Origin of the sequence: Mailhella massiliensis (assembly GCF_900155525.1) — a bacterium.
Classification (GTDB): domain Bacteria; phylum Desulfobacterota; class Desulfovibrionia; order Desulfovibrionales; family Desulfovibrionaceae; genus Mailhella; species Mailhella massiliensis.
Genome location: NZ_LT706940.1, coordinates 14,681 through 33,751, shown reverse-complemented (window position 1 = coordinate 33,751; position 19,071 = coordinate 14,681). Strand labels below are relative to the sequence as shown.

Sequence of the window (19,071 nt, the reverse complement as noted above, 5' to 3'; positions counted from 1 at the left end):
AAAGGCTTCTGCCGCAGGGGCTCCCGTGGTTCCTGCCGTTTTTCGCGTCGCTCCAGCGGCGTTTTCAGGGAGGAGCACCCCTTTCTGCCGTATCCCGGACCATGGGCGCGACGCGCCGACTGCACGGCGAACCGGAGCGTGTTCACGGGAGGGCCGTGCAGCGGAACACCCTAGCCATAGAGTGGAAGAATCATGATAAAAACCGTCATTTCCACGGAGCTGCCGGTGGACGAGCATCTGCTCATCCGCAAGAACAGCATTTCGGGAGGAACCGGGAAGAAGCGCATCTGCATCGTCACCGGTACTCACGGCGACGAGCTGGAGGGGCAGTACATCTGCTATCGCATCGGCAGCATCCTGCAGGAGAATCTCGACAGGCTCGACGGCACGGTGGAGATCTACCCCGCCCTGAATCCCCTGGGCATCGACTCCATCACGCGCGGCATTCCCAACTTCGATCTGGACATGAACCGCATTTTCCCTGGCGATCCCCGGGGCAGCATGGCGGAGAACACGGCCTACAATCTGATCGAGGATCTGAAGGGGGCGGATCTTGTGCTGGATATCCATTCCAGCAACATTTTCCTGTATGAGGTGCCGCAGGTCCGCATCAATCAGCTTACGGCGGAAAGACTTGTGCCGCTGGCCCGCTATCTGAATCTGGATTTTCTGTGGGTGCATGAGGCCGCCACCGTGCTGGAAGCCACGCTGGCCTATTCCCTCAACACGCTGGATACGCCCACGCTGGTGGTGGAAATGGGCGTGGGGATGCGCATCACCAAAAGCTACGGCGATCAGCTTGTGGGCGGCATACTGAACCTCATGCGTCATCTCGGCGTATGGAAGGGCGAGGTGCCCGAGCCTCCGGCCGGGCATAAGACCATTCTTTCCACCGGAGGAAGCGTGGAATTCATCAACGCCTCGGCTTCGGGCGTGTTCATTCCGCTTATCCGTCAGTCCAATCTGGTCGAGGCGGGGCAGCCCATAGGGCGCATCGTCGATCCTCTGCGCGGCGCCGTGCTTCAGGAGGTGGCCGCGGAACAGCCGGGCTTTGTCTTCACCATACGGGCGTATCCGGTGGTGTATGAAGGTTCGCTTCTTGCCCGCGTCTACAGGGAGGGCAGGGCATGAAACGCGAACGGCTCTTCGTCATGTCCTCGCCGTTCCGGGACGAGTTCCGCATTCACGGCTTCCGTTTCGGCTCCGGCAGAAAAAGTCTGGCCGTGGTGGGGGCCATGCGCGGCGACGAGCTGCAGCAGCAGTTCGTATGTTCCCGCCTCGTTCACACGCTTCAGGATCTGGAGGAGCGGGGAGAACTCATGCCCGGACATGAGATCCTCATCATCCCTTCGGCCAATCCCTTTGCCATGAACATAGGCAAACGCTTCTGGGCCATGGACAACACCGACATCAACCGCATGTTTCCCGGTTATCCTCTGGGGGAAACCACGCAGCGCATCGCCGCCGCCCTGTTTGAGCACATTCAGGGCTACCGTTTCGGCGTACAGCTTGCGAGCTATTATCTGCCCGGAGACTTCATTCCTCATGTGCGCATGATGCATACGGGCTATGAGGACGTGGAGCTGGCCCAGGGCTTCGGTCTGCCGTACACGCTGGTGCGCAATCCCCTGCCCATAGACACCACGACGCTGAACTACAACTGGCAGATCTGGGAGACGCAGGCCTTTTCCGTCTATGCCGGTCATACCGGCGTCATCGACGCCTCCTCGGCCGACGACAGCCTTTCGGCCATACTGCGCTTCATGGCGCTGCACGGCCTTATCCGGCACCGCCCCCATCCGGGCTATCACTCCGAAGTGGTGCAGGAGGACGAACTCATCAACGTCAAAGCCTGTCGGGCGGGCATCATGTACGGCATGTGCAGGACCGACGACATTGTGCGCCGTCATCAGCGCCTCGCCTGTATTCTCGATCCGTACGACGGTTCCGTGCGCTGGGAGGTGCGCGCTCCCGAGGACGGCACCGTCTTCTTCATGCAGACCCGTCCGCTGGTGCTGGAAAATTCCATGCTTTTCAGGCTCATTCCGAGCTGAACATGCGTCCCGGAAGGCCGTTTTGCCGAAAAGAAAAGGGCCGCCCCTGGGGGCGGCCCTTCGTGTCAGGCAGGCCTAGGCTTCCGGCGCGTCGAAGAGCAGGTCTTCTTCGGGGTATCTGGCTTCGTACTCGGCCTTGAACGCCGCATAGCGGCCTTCAAGAATGGCCCTGCGCGCGCCGCGCACCATGTTCAGGAAGTAGGTGATGTTGTGCAGGGAATTGAGGCGGAAGGCCAGCAGCTCCTGACTGACGTAGAGGTGCCGCAGATAGGCCCGCGAGAAGGTGCGGCAGGTGTAGCAGTTGCACTTCGGGTCCAGGGGGCCGTCGTCTTCGGCGTATTCCCGGCGCTTGATGTTGATCTTGCCTTCCGAGGTGTACAGCGTGCCGTTGCGGGCGTTGCGCGTGGGCAGCACGCAGTCGAACATGTCCACGCCCGCTTCTATGGCGTGCAGAATGTCCAGGGGCGTGCCCACGCCCATGAGGTAGCGGGGCTTGTCCTGCGGCAGCACGGGATTCAGCACGCGCAGGTTCTTCATCATGAGGTTCTTGGGTTCCCCCACGGCGAGGCCGCCGATGGAATAGCCTTCAAAACCTATGTTCATGAGCTGCCGGGCCGAGGCTTCGCGCAGTTCAGGATAGGTGCAGCCCTGCACGATGCCGAAGAGAAGGTTTCCGGCGCTGTGGGCGGGGTAGGCTTCGCGGCAGCGCGCAGCCCATTCCGTGGTGCGTTTCACGGCCTTTTCCGCTTCCTCATAGGTCGCGCCGTAGCCGAGGCACACGTCGAGAGGCATCATGATGTCGGAGTTCAGGTTTCGCTGGATGGAAATGACCTTTTCCGGCGTGAACATGTGCTTCGAGCCGTCGATGTGGGAGCGGAATTCCACCCCGTCGACCTTCATCTTGTTCAGCTTGCTCAGGCTGAAGGCCTGAAAGCCGCCGCTGTCGGTGAGTATGGGCCTGTTCCAGCGTATGAATTCGTGCAGGCCGCCGCGGCGTGCCACAAGTTCATCGCCCGGACGCAGATAGAGGTGATAGGTGTTGCCGAGAATGATCTGCGCGCCTGCGGCGTTCAGATCGTCGGGAGCCAGGGCCTTCACGCTGCCCACGGTGCCTACGGGCATGAAGATGGGGGTTTCGATGACGCCGTGCGCGGTGTGCAGAAGGCCGGCGCGGGCGTCGCCGTCCTTGCCCAGGAGTTCGAAGGTGCCGGGGGCTTTGTCCATAGTCTCCTCGGAGTGAAGGTTAGAGTGCTGCATTCCAGCACAGAAGCAGAAAAAGAGGCGCGGCGAAGCCGAGCAGGTATTCCAGAGAAGGGGGGAGGCCGCCATCATGCCTCAGGCGGGAGCTGACGGCAAGTCCGACCAGAAAGCCGGAGAGAAGGCCGAAAATATGGGCGGCATAGTCGGTGTTCTGTCCTTCCGTGCCGAGAAGGGCCAGAAATGCCATGCCTGCGGCTGCCGGAAGCGCCAGACGGCGGAATCCCCTCGCCGGACTGCGTACCGTGATGTCGGCACAGAGCAGTCCCACCGTGGCGAACATGGCGGTGGAGAAGCCGAGGCTCACATAGCCCGGCTCCCGGTAGAGCACGTTCATGGCGTTGCCCAGCATACCGGAGACCAGCGTAGCCGCAAGGGTGAGGCCGAGTCCCAGCCGCCTTGCCAGAAGAACGAGAAAGGGAGCGCCGAACAGGACGTTGCTGAAAAGGTGCAGGCTGTCGGCGTGGAGGGTGAGGGCCGTGGCCGTACGCCACCATTCCCCGGCGCGCACGGCGGCAACATCCAGCCTGCCGCACATCTTCCAGTAGTCAGGGTCGGGGACATGCTCGAAGGGCAGGGGCCACCATCCCATGGTCAGCCCGTGCCAGAAAATGAGAAAGAGCATGACGAGCATGGCCCAGTGGGCATTGCGTCTTGGGGCCGGCGATGGAGAAGCGGGCGCTTTTTCCGAAGCCACGTCGGCAAGTTCCGTGCGGACCAGCGTTTCGAACATGGGGGGCACGAAGGCCCGTACCTGCGAACCGTGGCCCGTGATGATGTAGGGAATGTCGCGCGAATCGAGCACGAGACGCAGAAGTTCCATCTGTCTCGTGCCGGGGGCGGGCAACTGTCTGCCCATGTATTCCGGCCCGCGGAAATCCACCACGCGCCAGTATTCCGGTACGCGCGCAGGGCGTCGCCACATGGCGATGCGGCGTTTCGGGCGGTGGCGGAAGGGGGCGCGTAGGTCGTTCATAGGCGCGTGCGCCGCAAAAGGGCGCGAAAGGCCCCGGCCCGGAATCATCCCGGACGGGGATTCATTAAGCAAAAAAGGCGGAGATGTTATCCCCGCCTTTGGAAAGATCGGCAAGCCGGACTATTCGGCGTCGTTCTTGACGACGGGCTTCACCACGGCGCCGGAACGGAGGCAGCGGGTGCACACGTTGATGGTGCGCACGGTACCGTCGGCGTCCTGATGGCGGACAGCCTGCAGGTTGGGATTGAAGCGACGCTTGGTCTTGATATTGGAATGGCTCACAAGGTTGCCCACCTGAGCTTTCTTGCCGCAGATCTCACACTGTTTACCCATGGTATATCCTCCATAAAAAGCCCGAGTGGGGCGGAATGCTGCTTGAACTCGATACCTTTTGTATCGTAAGGACTGCTAGCAATAGCCTGAATTTTTAAAAAAGGCAAGCGAAAAAGCTCGAAACGGCGTTTTCGGTCCTTTCCGGCCGAAGAAAAGGGTTCCGGGCGGACGGCAGAGAGCCGTGCTTACGGGGGCGCGTCCTTCTGCCGGAAAAGCCGGCACCCGCTTTCTGAACCCGGGGAAAAAACGGCGGAAAAGCCCGGGCACGGGCTTTTCCGCCGGAAGGTGAGATGCCTAGTCTTCGAAGAAGATGGGCGGAATGTCCGCCAGCGTGGCGACCATGACGGCCTTGATGGTGTGCTTGCGGTTTTCCGCTTCGTCGAACACGATGGAGCTGGGGGATTCGAACACGTCTTCCGTCACTTCCAGCGCCTCGAGGCCGAATTTCCGGTAGATGGATTCGCCCACGGCGGTTTCCCTGTTGTGGAAGGCGGGCAGGCAGTGCATGAACTTGCATCCGGCATTGCCGGTCAGCTCCATGACGCGGGCGTTCACCTGATAGGGCAGAAGCAGATCGATGCGTTCCTTCCACACCTCGTCGGGTTCGCCCATGGACACCCACACGTCGGTATAGATGAAATCGCAGCCCTTCACGCCTTCGGCCACGTCGCTCGTGCGGATGATTTCCGCGCCCGACTTTTCGGCTTCGGCAAGGCAGAGGCTGTAGATCTCGTCGCTGGTCTGGAGGGCCTCGGGGGCCACGGAACGGAACTTCATGCCCATCTTCGCCGCGCCCATCATGAGGGAATTGCCCATGTTGTAGCGGGCGTCGCCGAGGTAGGCGAAGGTGATTTCATGAAGAGGCTTGTCGCAGTGTTCCAGCATGGTGAGAAAGTCGGCCAGAATCTGCGTGGGATGCGCTTCGTTGGTCAGGCCGTTCCATACCGGCACGGAAGAGAATTCCGCCAGCTTTTCCACGATCTCCTGCCCGAAGCCGCGGTATTCTATGCCGTCGTACATGCGGGAGAGCACGCGGGCCGTATCGGCCATGGATTCCTTTTTCCCTATCTGGGAGCCGTCGCTCAGGTAGGTGCTGTGCGCGCCCTGATCGAAAAGGGAGGTCTCGAAGGCGCAGCGGGTGCGGGTGGAGGTCTTTTCAAACACGAGGGCCACGTTCTTGCCCTTGAGGAACTGCGGTTCCTTTCCTTCCTTGTTGAGCTTTTTGAGGCGCGCGGCGAGGCGGAGCAGATAATCCAGTTCTTCGCGGGAGAAGTCGGCTATTTTCAGAAAGTCACGATTCTTGAGTTTGCTCATGGCAGGCTCCTTGTCCGGCTTTAGAAGTGCAGCATCATGCCGACTTCGTCGCATTTATAGAATTTCGGGCATTTGCTGCATTCGGCCCAGACCACGGGCGAGAGCGTGTCCCTGTCCACGGCGGAAAAGCCGAGAGAGGAGAAAAAGCCCGGGGCCAGCGTGAAGGTGAACACATGGGCCGCGCCGAGGGCGCGCGCGTCGGCAATGAGATCCTGCACGATGAGCCGGCCTATGCCCTTGTGCTGCAGGCCGGGGTGAACGGCCACGGATCGGACTTCGGCAAGGTCTTCCCACAGCACATGCAGGCCGCCGCAGGCGAGAACGACTTCCCTCTCGCCCATCATGGCGGTGATGACGCGGTAATCCTGAATATTCTGATAAAGATAAAGCGGCCCTCGGGCCAGCATGATGCGGGCGGCGGCGAACTCGTTGATGAGGCTGGACATGCCGTCCACGTCCTGAATCCTGGCCTTGCGGCTGGTGAAGCGGGTCGGCAGCGTCACGGCACTGATGTCGGGCAGCGTGGACTGGTTGCCGGGCAGCGCCTTCTTCGGGGCGGAAGCGAAAGGATGCATGGGTTCCCCCTCTGAAAATATGGATGAGTCCGAACCAATAGCCCCCTTTGCCCGTATTTGGCAAGGCTTTCCCCGCATCGGGAGGGCGCGGAGCTGCCCGGAAAAAAGCCCTGCGGCGCAGGCGGCCCCCCGCAGGGCGTGAAGAACGGCGTCCGATCGGGGGAAAGTTTCCTCCCCGACGGAGAAAAGTCGGGCAGAAGCATGGGACGGAACCGGTTCCGGGCGCGTGTCTGCGGAAAAAGAAGGCGGAGGGGGGCGGCGGGTATTTGCGTATTCCGAAACTTTCTGATACCCTGTTTTTCGCTCTTGTGATTTTTAACGCGGTGGCTGATGGCTCGGGACGCCCACGGAAAGGCTGATCCGTACGCATGGTGCAGGCGTCGCGCAAGACATATTCCACCGGAAGTGCCCGTCTTTTCCGGGCAAAGGAAAGGAACCATGAAAAAGGTAAGAGTTGCTATCAACGGCTTCGGCCGTATCGGCCGTCAGGTCTTCCGCGCCATGTATGGCAAGTACGGCGAAACCGCCGAAATCGTGGCCATCAACGACCTGATGGATGCCAACACCAATTTCCATCTGCTCCAGCACGACAGCGCCTACGGTCCCGCCGCCTTCACCTGCGAAGTGGCTTCTGAAAAGACCTCCGTGGGCGGCGTGGAATGCACCATGGTCAAGGTCGGCGACTGGAACGTGGCCTGCCTCGCCGAACGCGATCCCAACAAGCTCCCCTGGAAGGAACTCGAGGTGGACGTGGTGGTGGAATCCACCGGTATCTTCCGCAGCGCTCCCCAGGCCGGCGTGCATCTGGAACGCGGCGCCAAGAAGGTCATCATTTCCGCTCCCGCCAAGCAGCCCGATCTCACCGTGGTCATGGGCGTGAACCAGGACATGTATGATCCCGCCAAGCACAACATCCTGTCCAACGCCTCCTGCACCACCAACTGCCTCGCCCCCGTGGCCAAGGTGATGCATCAGGAATTCGGCATCAAGCTCGGCAGCATGGTCACCGTGCATTCCTACACCAACGACCAGCGCATCCTCGACCTGCCTCATAAGGACCTGCGCCGCGCCCGCGCCGCCGCTCTGAACATCATCCCCACCAGCACCGGCGCCGCCAAGGCCGTGGCCGAAGTCATTCCTTCCCTGAAGGGCCGCTTCGCCGGCTATGCTCTGCGCGTGCCCACCCCCACCGTGTCCATCGTGGACTTCACCGCCGTGCTTGAAAAGTCCACCGACGCCGAAACCCTGGTGAACGCCTTCCGCGCCGCTTCCGATACCTATCTGAAGGGCATCCTCGGCGTGAACGACCTTCCCCTCGTGTCCATGGACTTCAAGGGCGATTCCCGTTCCTCCATCGTGGAATCCGAATACTGCACCGTGCAGGACGGCAACCTCGCCAAGGTGGTGAGCTGGTACGACAACGAATGGGCCTACTCCGTCCGCGTCACCGACCTCATCCACTACATGCAGTCCAAGGGCTTCTAAGCCTTGAATGACGGATCCGGCGCCCCTGAAGGCGCCTCCTGACAGACAGACGGGCCGCCGCCCCGGCAACGGGGCGGCGGCTTTTTGCGGATTCCTGCTTAGAGAAGGAATGCACGGGGCATACTGCCGCCATGAAATTTTTTCCCAGTCAGTTTTCTCTGTTGAGCCAGGGGAAGGGGGCGCGTCGTAACTTCGGTTACTTCTTCCGCGTCATCGCCGTTCTCACCGTGTGCGTGTTCGTATTCAGCGTTCTTTTCCATTACATCATGGAGTATGAAGGGCGCGAATATTCATGGATCACCGGTCTGTACTGGACGCTTACGGTCATGTCCACGCTGGGGTTCGGCGACATCACCTTCAATTCCGATCTGGGCAGGTTTTTTTCCATCATCGTGCTGCTCACCGGTATCGTGGGGCTGCTCATCGTGCTGCCGTCCTCGTTCATCCAGTTCGTCTATACGCCGTGGCTGGAGGCGCAGAAGAAAAAGGAAGTGCAGCACAGTCTGCCTGCTTCGGTACGCAATCACATCCTCATCGTGGGCATAAGCCCCGTGACGCGCAACCTTGCGCAGGTGCTCTCCCGCTACGGGTTTCACAGCGTGCTTTTGTGCGCCAATACCCAGCAGGCACTCGATCTCATGGATCTCGGGCTGCACGCCGTGGTGGGCGATTACGACGACGTGCAGGTCTACCGGGGCCTGCATGCCCAGAACGCCCGTATCGTGGTGGCTCTTGATGCCGACGTGCGCAACATCAACGTGGCCTTCACTCTGCGGGAGCTGGACAAGAACGTGCCCATGGTTTCCCGTGCGGAAAAGGATGAATCCATAGAAATCCTCAAGCTTGCGGGCTGTTCTCAGGTTTTTCAGTTCCGCAAGGTGCTCGGCCAGTCGCTTACGCGCAGAGTCATCAGCGGCCGCCTCACGGTCAGCCCTCTGGCCACCTTCGGGCCGCTCGTCATTGCGGAAGCTCCGGTGAAGCAGACCTCCCTCGCCGGGCAGACTCTCCGGGAAAGCAATCTGCGCGGAAGAACGGGCATCAACGTGGTAGGCCTCTGGAATCACGGCGTGTTCGAGCATCCCGGCCCGGATACGGTGCTTGAGGAACACAAGGTGCTCGTCATGGCCGGTTCCCGCAGGCAGATGGATAATTTTTCCCGCACCCTTGCAAGGGAGAATGCCGCGCCCGAACATCCCGGCCCCGTGCTGGTGCTCGGCGGCGGTCGCGTAGGGACGGCCGCGGCTCTGGCGCTCAAGGAGCGCGGGCAGGATGTCGTGGTGGTGGACAGGTCCAACATCGCCTCCCGCATCCCCGGCGTGCGCGTGCAGGTGGGCGATGCGTCCGATCCCGTCACGCTGGAAAAGGCGGGCATAAAGACGTCACCCTCCATTATCATCACCACCCACGACGACGACATCAACATCTATCTTACCATCTACTGCCGAAAGCTGCGGCCCGACGTGCAGATCATCACCCGCACCAATCTCGACCGCAACGTGCATGTGCTGCACATGGCCGGGGCCGATCTCGTGCTTTCCCTGGCCTCTCTCGTGGCCAATCAGATCATCAATCTGCTGGAGCCTGGCAGGGTGTTCATGCTCAACGAAGGGCTGAACATCTTCCGTGCGGCGGCAGGCGTGGGCCTTGCCGGAAAGAACCTCGTCAACAGCGGCATCCGCAGGAATCTGCGCTGCAATGTGGTGGCGGTGAAGACAGCCTCCGGCGAAATGCTGGTCAACCCCGATCCTCAGCGGGAATTTCAGGCTGCGGACGAGCTTTTCCTCATAGGCGACGCCGCCTCCGAAACGGCCTACTATGAAACCTACTGGCCGGACCGCGGACAGAGCGGCGAGAATTCCGGCCTGTCCGCCTCCGGGAAGAGGCTGCACGAACCGGGAGAAGGGTGGTTTTCTCTCTAGGCTCTGCAGAAGAGGGAAAATCTGCTTTCCGCAGAAATGCGCCTGCGGCCTGAACGCGGGGGCAGAGAGCAGCCGGCTCCTGCGGACTTTCCCCTACGATCAAGGGGGAAAGAGTGCCGGTCAGGGCGGAAGAGAGCGTGCGCCGCATGCCGGAATCGCTGAAAAAAACCGGCTTTTCGCGCACCTTGGAAAAAAAAACGGAAAAAACAAAAAAAACTTGACTCCGGGGGGCGGTGAAGCTACAAATAGACCTCGCCCATCCGATGGGCATTTCCCTGGACGGCAGGGAAGGGCAGATGGAATCTGTCCTGCTGTACTCTGAGCATTCGATCAGGGTTTTGACATTTGCAGGCGTCACACATGCCTAAGATGTCAGACCACAGCGGTTCGCGTCTTGCGGATCGCAAAGGGTTTTCCGGTATATTGGGCAATCCTTGTACCGGGTATGTGTTGGCTCCTGCGGGACCACCTGTTTGACGGAAATTTTTTTCCGGTACAGGCCAGGTTGGCGACCAGGATCGGCTTTTATGGACTTTTGCAGGGCTCGAAGCGGTCGCCGTTGGTTCCGTTCTTCTTTTTATCCCCCGCATACATATCCACATGAGCCGAACGACTTTGAACTTTCAAAGGCGTCTTTGGTCGTATCCTGACTTTGAGGTGTAGGAACGAAGGGCGTTTTTCCCCGCAAGGTGAGCATGGAAAGAGGCCTCATGAAATGACCGGCGTTTCGACCGGTCAGCCGCCCTTTCGGCGGTGGATTCTCCGGCTGAAATACTCCGACAGGGATCAGCCGGAGCGGGTTTGCCAGAAAATGGAGATTCGCAATGACGACAGTTGGCAGTGATCGTATCCGTATCAAGCTTAAGGCTTACGATTACCGCATCCTGGACAAGGCTGTGGCGGAAATCGTGGACACGGCGCGCAATACCGGCGCCGGTGTGGCTGGGCCTATTCCTCTGCCCACCAACATTCACAAGTACACGATTCAGCGCTCGGTCCATGTGGACAAGAAGTCCCGTGAACAGTTCGAGATGAGGGTCCACAAGCGCCTTATGGACATCCTCGACCCCACGCAGCAGACCGTGGACGCTCTGGGCAAGCTTTCCTTGCCCGCCGGCGTGGATGTGGAAATTAAGCTCTAGAGAGGGGCGTCATGTCTGAAAAAATGGGTATTATTGGACGAAAGCTGGGCATGACCCGTATTTTCGCCGACGACGGCAGCGCTGTTGCCGTTACCGTGGTCAAGGCAGGTCCCTGCCCCGTGACCCAGGTAAAGACGGTGGAAAAGGACGGCTACAACGCTCTTCAGATCGCCTTTGAAGAAGTGGCTGAAAAGAAGGTGACCAAGGCTCTGCGCGGTCACTTCGCCAAGGCCGGCGTGGCTCCCTGCCGCGAGGTCCGCGAGATCCGTCTCGCCGAACCGGCCTCCGTTGAAGTCGGCCAGGTGCTCACCGCCGAAGTGTTCGCCGCCGGCGACACCGTGAAGGTGACGGGTACCAGCATTGGTAAAGGTTATCAGGGCGTTATGCGCCGTTGGAACTTCCATGGCATGGACGATGGCCATGGCGACGAAAAGGTGCATCGTTCCGGTGGTTCCATCGGTAACAACACCTTCCCGGGCCATGTGTTCAAGGGCAAGAAGATGGCCGGTCAGTGGGGCGCCGAACGCGTCACGCAGCAGGGCCTGAAGATCGTGGAAGTTCGCCCCGAGGATAACGTCATCCTTATCAAGGGTGCCGTGCCCGGACCGAAGAACGGTCTGGTGCTGGTGCGCAAGCAGTAGTGCGCAACACAGGAGATGAAGCAATGGCTGTTATGAAAGTTTACGATCAGAACAAGCAGGAAGCCGGGGAAGTCACCCTCGCTCCCGAAGTGTTCGAAGTCGAAGTGAGGCCGGAGATTCTGAACCTTGTGGTTCGTGCCTATCGCGCCGCCCAGCGTGCCGGTACTCACGCCGCCAAGACCCGCGCCTTCGTGTCCGGCGGCGGCAAGAAGCCCTTCAAGCAGAAGGGCACTGGTAATGCGCGTCAGGGTTCCAATCGCTCCCCCATCATGCGTGGCGGCGCGATCATTTTCGGACCTCAGCCGCGTGACTACAGCTTCAAGGTCAACAAGAAGGTGCGCGCTCTGGCTCTGCGCATGGCTCTTTCCTCCCGCGTGGCCGACGGCCTCATGGTGGTGAAGGGCATTGAACTTGCCGAAGCCAAGACGAAGCTCTTCGCCGGCGTCGCCAAGAACCTTGGTCTCACCAAGGCCCTCGTGGTGGCCGCTCCCGAAGAAAACGGCGTGAATCCCACGCTGGCTCTCGCCGCCCGCAACCTCCCCGGCATCACCCTTGTCACTCCCGACGCTGTCACTGTGTACGATGTGCTCAACTGCAAGCAGCTCGTGGTTCTGGAAGGTGCTCTGCCCCACCTGGAAGAGAGACTGAAGTAGTCGCTCGCCTTGAAAGGAATGGACATGGATTACACGAAAATTCTTCTTCGGCCCGTGGTGACCGAAAAGGCTACCGCCCTTCGTGAAGAAGGCGTGTACGCCTTCTTCGTCGACCCCAAGGCCAACAGGATCGAGATCGGTAAGGCAGTGGAAGAAGCCTTCAAGGTCAAGGTCACCAATGTCAATGTCATTACGGTCAAGCCGCGCCGTCGCGTGCGTCAGGGCCGCGTGAAGGGTCGCATTCCGGGCTATCGCAAGGCCTATGTCACCCTCGCCGCTGACAACAAAATCGATTTCTTCGAGGGAGTCTAGTCAATGGCTGTTCTGAAGATGAAACCGACCTCGGCTGGACGTCGTTTCCAGACTGTGTCCGACTTCGCTGAGATCACCAGATCCACGCCGGAAAAGTCCCTCACCGAAGGTCTTACCAAGAAGAGCGGCCGCAACAACAACGGCCGCGTTACCAGCCGTCGCCGTGGCGGCGGTCATAAGCGCCTGTATCGCATCATCGACTTCAAGCGCGACAAGATGGGCATCTCCGCCCGCGTCGCCGAAATCGAATACGATCCCAACCGTACCGCCCGCATCGCTCTTCTGAACTATGCCGACGGTGAAAAGCGCTACATCCTCGCTCCCGTGGGCATTCAGCAGGGCGACGTGATCGAAGCCGGCGACAAGGCCGACATCAAGCCCGGCAACGCCCTCACCCTGGGCCGCATCCCCGTGGGCACCAACGTGCACAACATCGAGATGCATCCCGGCCGCGGCGGCCAGATGTGCCGCGCCGCCGGCACCTACGCCCAGCTCGTGGGCAAGGACGGCAAGTACGTCATCCTGCGCCTGCCTTCCGGCGAAGTGCGCAAGGTGCTCGCTTCCTGCATCGCCACGGTGGGTCAGGTCGGCAATGTGCAGCATGAAAACATCAGCCTTGGCAAGGCCGGCCGCAACCGTTGGCTGAGCCGTCGTCCCAAGGTCCGCGGCGTCGCGATGAACCCTGTCGACCATCCTCTGGGTGGTGGTGAAGGTCGCAGCTCCGGTGGTCGTCATCCTGTGACTCCCTGGGGTATTCCTACCAAGGGCTACAAGACCCGCGCAAAGAAGAAGCCTTCCGGCCGCCTCATCATCAAGAGCCGCGGTCAGAAGTAAGAGGAGCCGGACATGCCCAGATCTCTTAAAAAAGGTCCCTTTGTGGACGGCAGCCTCATGAAGAAGGTAGACGCGGCCGTTGCCAGCAACGATCACAAGGTCATCAAGACCTGGTCCCGTCGTTCCATGATTCTGCCTGAAATGGTTGGTTTGACGTTCGCCGTGCACAACGGCAAGAAGTTCATCCCGGTCTTCGTGACGGAAAACATGGTCGGACACAAGATGGGCGAATTCGCGCCCACCCGTACGTTCCACGGCCACGCTGCGGACAAGAAGACGAAAGCGGTCAAAAAATAGCGAGTAACGTTCATGGAATCGAAAGCAATCTGCAAGTTTCAGCGCGTTTCTCCCCGCAAGACCCGTCTGGTTGCCCAGAACATCAAGGGTCTTCCTGTGGAAGATGCCCTGAACCAGCTCAAGTTCACGCCCAACAAGCCTGCCGGTGTTCTTTACGGAGTGGTGCGTTCGGCGCTGGCCAACGCCTCCCAGTTCCCTGGCATCGATGTGGACTCCATGTACGTCAAGGACGTGGTGGTCAACGAAGGCCCCACCTGGAAGCGCTTCATGCCTCGTTCTCAGGGTCGTGCTATGCACATTCGCAAGCGTACCAGCCACATTACCGTAATTCTCGCGGAAGGACAGGAATAGGCTATGGGTCAGAAAGTACATCCTTACGGCTTCCGTTTGGGATATAATAAGAATTGGCAGTCTCGCTGGTTCAGCAAGAAGGAATACGCTTCCTTCGTGTTTGAGGATCACAACATCCGCAACTATGTGAAGAAGCTTCTTTACAGCGCGGGTGTCGCCAGAATCGAGATCGAACGCTTCGGCGGTCGTATCCGTCTCATCCTTTCCACCGCCCGTCCCGGCATCGTCATCGGCCGCAAGGGCGCTGAAATCGAAAAGCTGCGCGCCGACCTGAAGAAGAAGTTCGGCCGTGATTTCGCTCTCGAAGTGAACGAAATCCGCCGTCCTGAAATCGAGGCCCAGCTCGTTGCCGAAAACATCGCCATGCAGCTGGAACGCCGCGTCGCCTTCCGCCGCGCCATGAAGCGCACCGTGCAGATGGCCCGCAAGTTCGGCGCCGAAGGCATCAAGATTTCCTGCGCCGGCCGTCTCGCCGGGGCTGAAATCGCCCGTTCCGAATGGTATCGTGACGGCCGCGTGCCGCTTCAGACCCTGCGTGCCGACATCGACTTCGGTTTTGCCGAAGCCCACACCACCTATGGCCTCATCGGCATCAAGGCGTGGGTTTACAAGGGTGAAATCCTGGATAAAGAGGTTGAACAATAATGCTTGCTCCCAAGAGAATCAAATTCCGCAAGTGGCAGAAAGGCCGCCTGCGTGGCCCGGCCAACCGTGGCGCTACCATCGCGTTTGGTGAAATTGGCCTGAAGGCTGTCGAACATGGCAAGCTTTCCAGTCAGCAGATTGAAGCCGCCCGTATCGCCATGATGCGCCACATCCGCCGCGGCGGCAAAGTCTGGATCAGGGTGTTCCCCGATCATCCCGTGACCGCCAAGCCTCTGGCCACTCGTCAGGGTAGCGGTAAGGGTGCCCCTGTGGGCTGGTGCGCACCGGTCAAGCCCGGCCGCGTGCTGTATGAAATCAAGGGTGTCGACCTTGAACTCGCCAAGCGCGCTCTGACCCTGGCCAGCCACAAGCTGCCCGTGAAGACCGTGATCGTGGTGAGAGAGGGGGCCTTCGCATGAAAATGAAGGAACTTCGCGAAATGAGCGTCGAGCAGCTCCAGGCCAAGCTGACTGAACTGCGTCAGGAACTCTTCAACCTGCGCTTCCAGCATGCCACTGCTCAGTTGGAAAAGACGGCGTCCATTCCGGCCACCAAGAAAGATATTGCCCGTGTGCTGACGGCTCTTGCCGCAGCCGCGAAGAACTAGGAGCGGATATGAACAGCGCAATCGAGAAGCGCAACGGCAGAACGCTCGTCGGAACTGTGGTCAGCGACAAGTGCGACAAGACCATTGTCGTGCTGGTTGAAACTCTGGTTCAGCATCCGCTGCTCAAGAAGTACATTCGTCGGCGTAAGAAGTTCACCGCCCACGATCCCATGAATGAGTGCGGCATCGGCGACAAGGTCAAGATTGTGGAATACCGGCCCATGAGCCGGAACAAGCGCTGGCACCTGGTGTCCGTGCTTGAAAAGGCCGTCTAGTCCCATTCGGGCTGACTAAAAGGAAACACTATGATCCAGGTAGAATCCAGACTCCAGGTGGCCGACAACTCCGGCGCCAAGGAAGTGGCCTGCATCAAGGTGCTGGGCGGCTCTCACCGTCGCTATGCCACGGTGGGCGATATCATCATGGTGTCCGTGAAGGACGCCATCCCCCACGCCAAGGTGAAGAAGGGCGATGTCATGGAAGCCGTGGTCGTGCGTACCGCCAAGGAAGTGCGCCGCGCCGACGGTTCCTACATCAAGTTCGATACGAACGCCGCCGTGCTTCTGACCAAGCAGGGTGAACCTGTGGGAACCCGTATCTTCGGACCCGTTGCCCGCGAACTTCGCGCCCGCAACTTCATGAAGATCGTGTCCCTTGCCCCTGAAGTGCTGTAGGAGCCAAGGCTATGAAACAGTTTCGTATTCATAAAGACGACAAGGTGATGGTGATCGCCGGCAAGGACGAAGGCAAGATCGGCAAGGTGCTGAAGGTCCTTCGCAAGTCCGACCGCATTCTGGTGGAAAAGGTGAACGTCGTGAAGCGCAACGTCCGCCCCAACCCCTACAAGCGCGAAGCCGGCGGCATCGTTGAAAAGGAAATGCCGATTCACGTCTCCAACCTGATGGTGGTTTGCCCGCACTGTGCAAAGCCCACCCGCGTTGGCTATCGGGCGACCGAAGACGGGAAGAAAGTCCGTTTCTGCAAGAAGTGCAACGAAACCCTCTAGAAGGTGAACGACGATGACCCGTCTGGAAACGATATATCGTGAGAAGGTGGTCCCGGCATTGCAGAAGGAGTTCGCGTACAAGTCTCCTATGCAGATCCCTGGGATCGAAAAGATCTCCCTGAATATCGGTCTTGGTTCTGCCAACCAGAACCAGAAGCTGATCGACGACTGCGTGGCCGACCTGTCCGCCATTGCCGGCCAGAAGGCCGTAGTCACCCGCGCCAAGAAGTCCATCGCCGCGTTCAAGCTGCGTGAAGGCATGCCCATCGGCGTGCGCGTCACCCTGCGCAAGGACGCCATGTGGGACTTCCTTGACAAACTCATGAACTTCGCCATGCCCCGCGTCCGCGACTTCCGCGGTATCCCGGATCGTGGCTTCGATGGTCGTGGCAACTTCACCCTCGGCATCAAGGAACACACGATCTTCCCCGAAATGGAATCCGACCGTGTGGAAAACCCCGTGGGCATGAACATCACCATCGTGACCTCCGCAACCACGGACAAGGAAAGCAAGCTGATGCTCGAACAGCTCGGCATGCCTTTCCGCAAGTAAGGAGTGAGCAATGGCTCGTACTGCTCTTAAAGTAAAAGCCGCCCGCAAGCCCAAGTTTGCTGTTCGCGCTTACAATCGCTGCCCTGTGTGCGGTCGTCCCCATGCTTTCATGCGTCAGTTCGGCCTGTGCCGTATCTGCTTCCGCAAAAAGGCGCTGAACGGCGAACTGCCCGGCGTCCGCAAATCCAGCTGGTAGTCCAGCTAACTTTCAGGAGTTATACCATGTTGACCGATCCCATTGCCGATATGCTCACGCGTATCCGCAACGCACACCTGGCCCTTCACAAGGAAGTAAGTGTGCCGCGCTCGAAGATGAAGGAAGCCATGGCGTCCATCCTCAAGCAGGAAGGCTATGTGGAAGATGTTACCGTCGATGACCGTAACATCACCATTGCGCTGAAGTATGTGAAGGGGCGTCCGGCCATTACGGGCCTCAAGCGTATCAGCAAGCCTGGTCGCCGTGTCTATGTGGGCGCTCATCAGATTCCCCGCGTTCAGAATGGTCTTGGCATCTGCATCCTGTCCACCTCTCGTGGCGTTCTGGACGGCATGACCGCCCATGCGGACAAGACTGGCGGCGAACTTCTTTGCGAAGTCTGGTGATCGCGGCGTAACAGCCGTTGACCTTCAGCCAAGGTAGAAAACATATGTCGAGAATAGGTAAACAGCCCATCGAGCTTCCCAAGGGTGTGGAAGTTAAGTTGGGTGAAGATATGGTCGAAGTGAAAGGCCCCAAAGGGACCCTGCAGACTCCGATTTGCAGCCTGCTGAACTACGAACTCGCCGATGGTCACCTCACCATCACCCGCAAGGACGATACCCGCGAGAGCAACGCTCAGCACGGCCTGCGCCGTACCCTCATCGCCAACTGCGTGGAAGGTGTGAGCAAGGGGTTCTCCAAGACTCTCGAAGTCATCGGCGTGGGCTTCAAGGTGGCCGTGAAGGGCAACATCATTGACCTTTCCGTCGGTTACTCCCACCCCGTGCTGATCGAGCTTCCCAAGGGTCTGGAAGCCAAGGCGGAAGGCACCAAGCTCACCATTTCCGGTATTGACAAGGAACTGGTGGGCGAGTTCGCCGCCCGCATCCGCCGTGTGCGCGAGCCCGAACCCTACAAGGGCAAGGGCATCAAGTATGAAAACGAAATCATCCGTCGCAAGGCCGGTAAGTCCGGCGGCAAGGGCAAATAGGGGTAACGGACATGATTCTTTCCAAGAATGAAAGCCGGAAGCGCCGCAAGGTGCATATCCGGAAGAAGATTTCCGGCACGGTCGAAAGACCCCGTCTGGTTGTGTACCGTTCCAACCTGCATATCTACGCCCAGGTTGTGGATGATGCGTCCGGCAACACGCTGGTGGCCACTTCCACCCTCGCTCTTTCCAAGGGCGGTGAGAAGGCCTCCTGCAACAAGGCCGGCGCGGAACTCGTGGGCAAGGAAATTGCCCGCCTGGCCCTGGAGAAGGACATCCATAAGGTTGTCTTCGATCGTAACGGCTATCTGTATCATGGTCGCGTGAAGGCTGTTGCCGAAGGCGCCCGTGAAGGCGGCCTCGAATTCTAGTGGTCCGCAAGGACAACAAGAGCAGGATTGATATGGAACAGCAGCAGCAAACGCAGCAGGATTCCGGCTACATTGAAAAGATCGTTAGTCTGAACCGTGTTGCCAAGGTCGTGAAGGGTGGCCGTCGTTTCAGCTTCAGCGCCCTCATCGTCGTTGGCGACGGCAAGGGCAGTGTCGGCTACGGCCTCGGCAAGGCTCAGGAAGTGCCTGAAGCCCTGCGCAAGGCTACCGAACGCGCCCGCAAGTCCATGGTTCAGGTTCCCCTGGTGGAAGGCACCCTGCCTTATGAAGTGCTTGGCCGCTTCGGCGCAGGCCGCGTCCTCCTGAAGCCCGCTTCCCGTGGTACCGGCATCATCGCCGGCGGCGCCGTCCGCGCCGTCATGGAAGCCGCCGGCGTCACCGACGTGCTTGCCAAGGCCATCGGCACCAACAACCCGCACAACGTCCTTCGCGCCGCCGTGGCCGGCCTGAGCTCCCTGCGCAGCGCCGAGGAAGTGTCCGAAGTGCGCGGTAAGAAACTGGAAGCCCCCCGCAAGTAGGGTCATAAGGTAGATTA

The 19,071-nt window shown here is 59.7% G+C and carries 28 protein-coding genes; 23 read left to right on the top strand and 5 right to left on the bottom strand.

The features are described 5' to 3' along the window. Positions 1–192 precede the first annotated feature (192 nt). A complete protein-coding gene (locus CZ345_RS01650) occupies positions 193–1,131 on the top strand; it encodes a M14 family metallopeptidase (protein WP_077071467.1) in 939 nt (312 codons plus the stop codon). After that, entirely contained in the window at positions 1,128–2,054 is a 927-nt protein-coding gene (locus CZ345_RS01645; protein WP_077071466.1) for a M14 family metallopeptidase, read from the top strand. Before CZ345_RS01650 ends, CZ345_RS01645 begins: the two co-directional genes overlap by 4 nt. Before the next feature lie 75 nt (positions 2,055–2,129). On the opposite strand, the gene tgt is transcribed toward CZ345_RS01645, so the two are convergent. From tgt to CZ345_RS01620, 5 genes are all read right to left on the bottom strand, one after another. Next, complete coding sequence (tgt, locus tag CZ345_RS01640) at positions 2,130–3,278, bottom strand: tRNA guanosine(34) transglycosylase Tgt (RefSeq protein WP_077071465.1); 1,149 nt, start codon at positions 3,276–3,278, stop codon at positions 2,130–2,132. A 19-nt stretch (positions 3,279–3,297) separates the two neighbouring features. Beyond that, the gene (locus CZ345_RS01635) at positions 3,298–4,287 is read right to left on the bottom strand and encodes a rhomboid family intramembrane serine protease (RefSeq protein WP_162274906.1); all 990 of its coding nucleotides are present in this window, start codon (positions 4,285–4,287) and stop codon (positions 3,298–3,300) included. A 120-nt stretch (positions 4,288–4,407) separates the two neighbouring features. Further along, on the bottom strand, positions 4,408–4,620 hold the full coding sequence (gene rpmB, locus CZ345_RS01630; protein WP_077071464.1) for a 50S ribosomal protein L28: 213 nt from the start codon (positions 4,618–4,620) through the stop codon (positions 4,408–4,410). A gap of 294 nt (positions 4,621–4,914) precedes the next feature. Continuing rightward, positions 4,915–5,934 (bottom strand): ornithine carbamoyltransferase, encoded by a 1,020-nt coding sequence (argF, locus tag CZ345_RS01625; RefSeq protein WP_077071463.1) that lies wholly within the window; start codon positions 5,932–5,934, stop codon positions 4,915–4,917. 20 nt (positions 5,935–5,954) lie between these two features. Next, positions 5,955–6,509, bottom strand: a complete 555-nt coding sequence (locus CZ345_RS01620) for an N-acetyltransferase (RefSeq protein ID WP_077071462.1) — start codon at positions 6,507–6,509, stop codon at positions 5,955–5,957. Positions 6,510–6,947: 438 nt separating this feature from the next. On the opposite strand from CZ345_RS01620, the gene gap reads away from it, so the two are divergent. The 21 genes from gap to rpsE all read left to right on the top strand — a co-directional run bounded on the left by gap (position 6,948) and on the right by rpsE (position 19,054). Then, positions 6,948–7,994, top strand: a complete 1,047-nt coding sequence (gene gap / locus CZ345_RS01615; RefSeq protein ID WP_077071461.1) for a type I glyceraldehyde-3-phosphate dehydrogenase — start codon at positions 6,948–6,950, stop codon at positions 7,992–7,994. A gap of 131 nt (positions 7,995–8,125) precedes the next feature. Continuing rightward, complete coding sequence (locus tag CZ345_RS01610; protein ID WP_077071460.1) at positions 8,126–9,913, top strand: potassium channel family protein; 1,788 nt, start codon at positions 8,126–8,128, stop codon at positions 9,911–9,913. An 824-nt stretch (positions 9,914–10,737) separates the two neighbouring features. Further along, positions 10,738–11,055, top strand: a complete 318-nt coding sequence (rpsJ, locus tag CZ345_RS01605; RefSeq protein WP_077071459.1) for a 30S ribosomal protein S10 — start codon at positions 10,738–10,740, stop codon at positions 11,053–11,055. Positions 11,056–11,066: 11 nt separating this feature from the next. After that, the gene (rplC, locus tag CZ345_RS01600) at positions 11,067–11,696 is read left to right on the top strand and encodes a 50S ribosomal protein L3 (protein WP_077071458.1); all 630 of its coding nucleotides are present in this window, start codon (positions 11,067–11,069) and stop codon (positions 11,694–11,696) included. Positions 11,697–11,719: 23 nt separating this feature from the next. After that, on the top strand, positions 11,720–12,349 hold the full coding sequence (gene rplD, locus CZ345_RS01595; protein WP_077071457.1) for a 50S ribosomal protein L4: 630 nt from the start codon (positions 11,720–11,722) through the stop codon (positions 12,347–12,349). Between the two features lie 24 nt (positions 12,350–12,373). Further along, positions 12,374–12,661, top strand: coding sequence for a 50S ribosomal protein L23 (gene rplW, locus CZ345_RS01590; protein ID WP_077071456.1), 288 nt, complete (start codon positions 12,374–12,376; stop codon positions 12,659–12,661). A 3-nt stretch (positions 12,662–12,664) separates the two neighbouring features. Beyond that, positions 12,665–13,495 (top strand): 50S ribosomal protein L2, encoded by an 831-nt coding sequence (rplB, locus tag CZ345_RS01585; RefSeq protein ID WP_077071455.1) that lies wholly within the window; start codon positions 12,665–12,667, stop codon positions 13,493–13,495. Between the two features lie 12 nt (positions 13,496–13,507). Beyond that, positions 13,508–13,792, top strand: coding sequence for a 30S ribosomal protein S19 (gene rpsS / locus CZ345_RS01580; RefSeq protein WP_077071454.1), 285 nt, complete (start codon positions 13,508–13,510; stop codon positions 13,790–13,792). Between the two features lie 12 nt (positions 13,793–13,804). Then, complete coding sequence (rplV, locus tag CZ345_RS01575; protein WP_077071453.1) at positions 13,805–14,143, top strand: 50S ribosomal protein L22; 339 nt, start codon at positions 13,805–13,807, stop codon at positions 14,141–14,143. A 3-nt stretch (positions 14,144–14,146) separates the two neighbouring features. Continuing rightward, positions 14,147–14,788, top strand: a complete 642-nt coding sequence (rpsC, locus tag CZ345_RS01570) for a 30S ribosomal protein S3 (protein WP_077071452.1) — start codon at positions 14,147–14,149, stop codon at positions 14,786–14,788. Further along, positions 14,788–15,207, top strand: coding sequence for a 50S ribosomal protein L16 (gene rplP, locus CZ345_RS01565; RefSeq protein ID WP_077071451.1), 420 nt, complete (start codon positions 14,788–14,790; stop codon positions 15,205–15,207). Before rpsC ends, rplP begins: the two co-directional genes overlap by 1 nt. Then, a complete protein-coding gene (gene rpmC, locus CZ345_RS01560; RefSeq protein WP_077071450.1) occupies positions 15,204–15,395 on the top strand; it encodes a 50S ribosomal protein L29 in 192 nt (63 codons plus the stop codon). The genes rplP and rpmC overlap by 4 nt, the downstream gene beginning before the upstream one ends. A gap of 8 nt (positions 15,396–15,403) precedes the next feature. Then, a complete protein-coding gene (rpsQ, locus tag CZ345_RS01555) occupies positions 15,404–15,670 on the top strand; it encodes a 30S ribosomal protein S17 (protein WP_077071449.1) in 267 nt (88 codons plus the stop codon). Positions 15,671–15,700: 30 nt separating this feature from the next. Further along, positions 15,701–16,069, top strand: coding sequence for a 50S ribosomal protein L14 (gene rplN, locus CZ345_RS01550; protein ID WP_077071448.1), 369 nt, complete (start codon positions 15,701–15,703; stop codon positions 16,067–16,069). A gap of 11 nt (positions 16,070–16,080) precedes the next feature. After that, the gene (gene rplX, locus CZ345_RS01545) at positions 16,081–16,401 is read left to right on the top strand and encodes a 50S ribosomal protein L24 (protein ID WP_077071447.1); all 321 of its coding nucleotides are present in this window, start codon (positions 16,081–16,083) and stop codon (positions 16,399–16,401) included. 13 nt (positions 16,402–16,414) lie between these two features. Next, positions 16,415–16,954: a 50S ribosomal protein L5 gene (gene rplE / locus CZ345_RS01540; RefSeq protein ID WP_077071446.1), complete on the top strand. Its 540-nt coding sequence runs from the start codon at positions 16,415–16,417 to the stop codon at positions 16,952–16,954. A gap of 10 nt (positions 16,955–16,964) precedes the next feature. Next, positions 16,965–17,150, top strand: coding sequence for a type Z 30S ribosomal protein S14 (locus tag CZ345_RS01535; protein WP_077071445.1), 186 nt, complete (start codon positions 16,965–16,967; stop codon positions 17,148–17,150). Positions 17,151–17,176: 26 nt separating this feature from the next. Beyond that, positions 17,177–17,557, top strand: a complete 381-nt coding sequence (rpsH, locus tag CZ345_RS01530) for a 30S ribosomal protein S8 (RefSeq protein ID WP_077071444.1) — start codon at positions 17,177–17,179, stop codon at positions 17,555–17,557. A 44-nt stretch (positions 17,558–17,601) separates the two neighbouring features. After that, on the top strand, positions 17,602–18,144 hold the full coding sequence (rplF, locus tag CZ345_RS01525; protein ID WP_077071443.1) for a 50S ribosomal protein L6: 543 nt from the start codon (positions 17,602–17,604) through the stop codon (positions 18,142–18,144). 11 nt (positions 18,145–18,155) lie between these two features. Next, entirely contained in the window at positions 18,156–18,515 is a 360-nt protein-coding gene (gene rplR / locus CZ345_RS01520) for a 50S ribosomal protein L18 (protein ID WP_077071442.1), read from the top strand. Positions 18,516–18,547: 32 nt separating this feature from the next. Then, positions 18,548–19,054: a 30S ribosomal protein S5 gene (gene rpsE / locus CZ345_RS01515; protein WP_077071441.1), complete on the top strand. Its 507-nt coding sequence runs from the start codon at positions 18,548–18,550 to the stop codon at positions 19,052–19,054. The last annotated feature ends 17 nt before the right edge of the window (positions 19,055–19,071 follow it).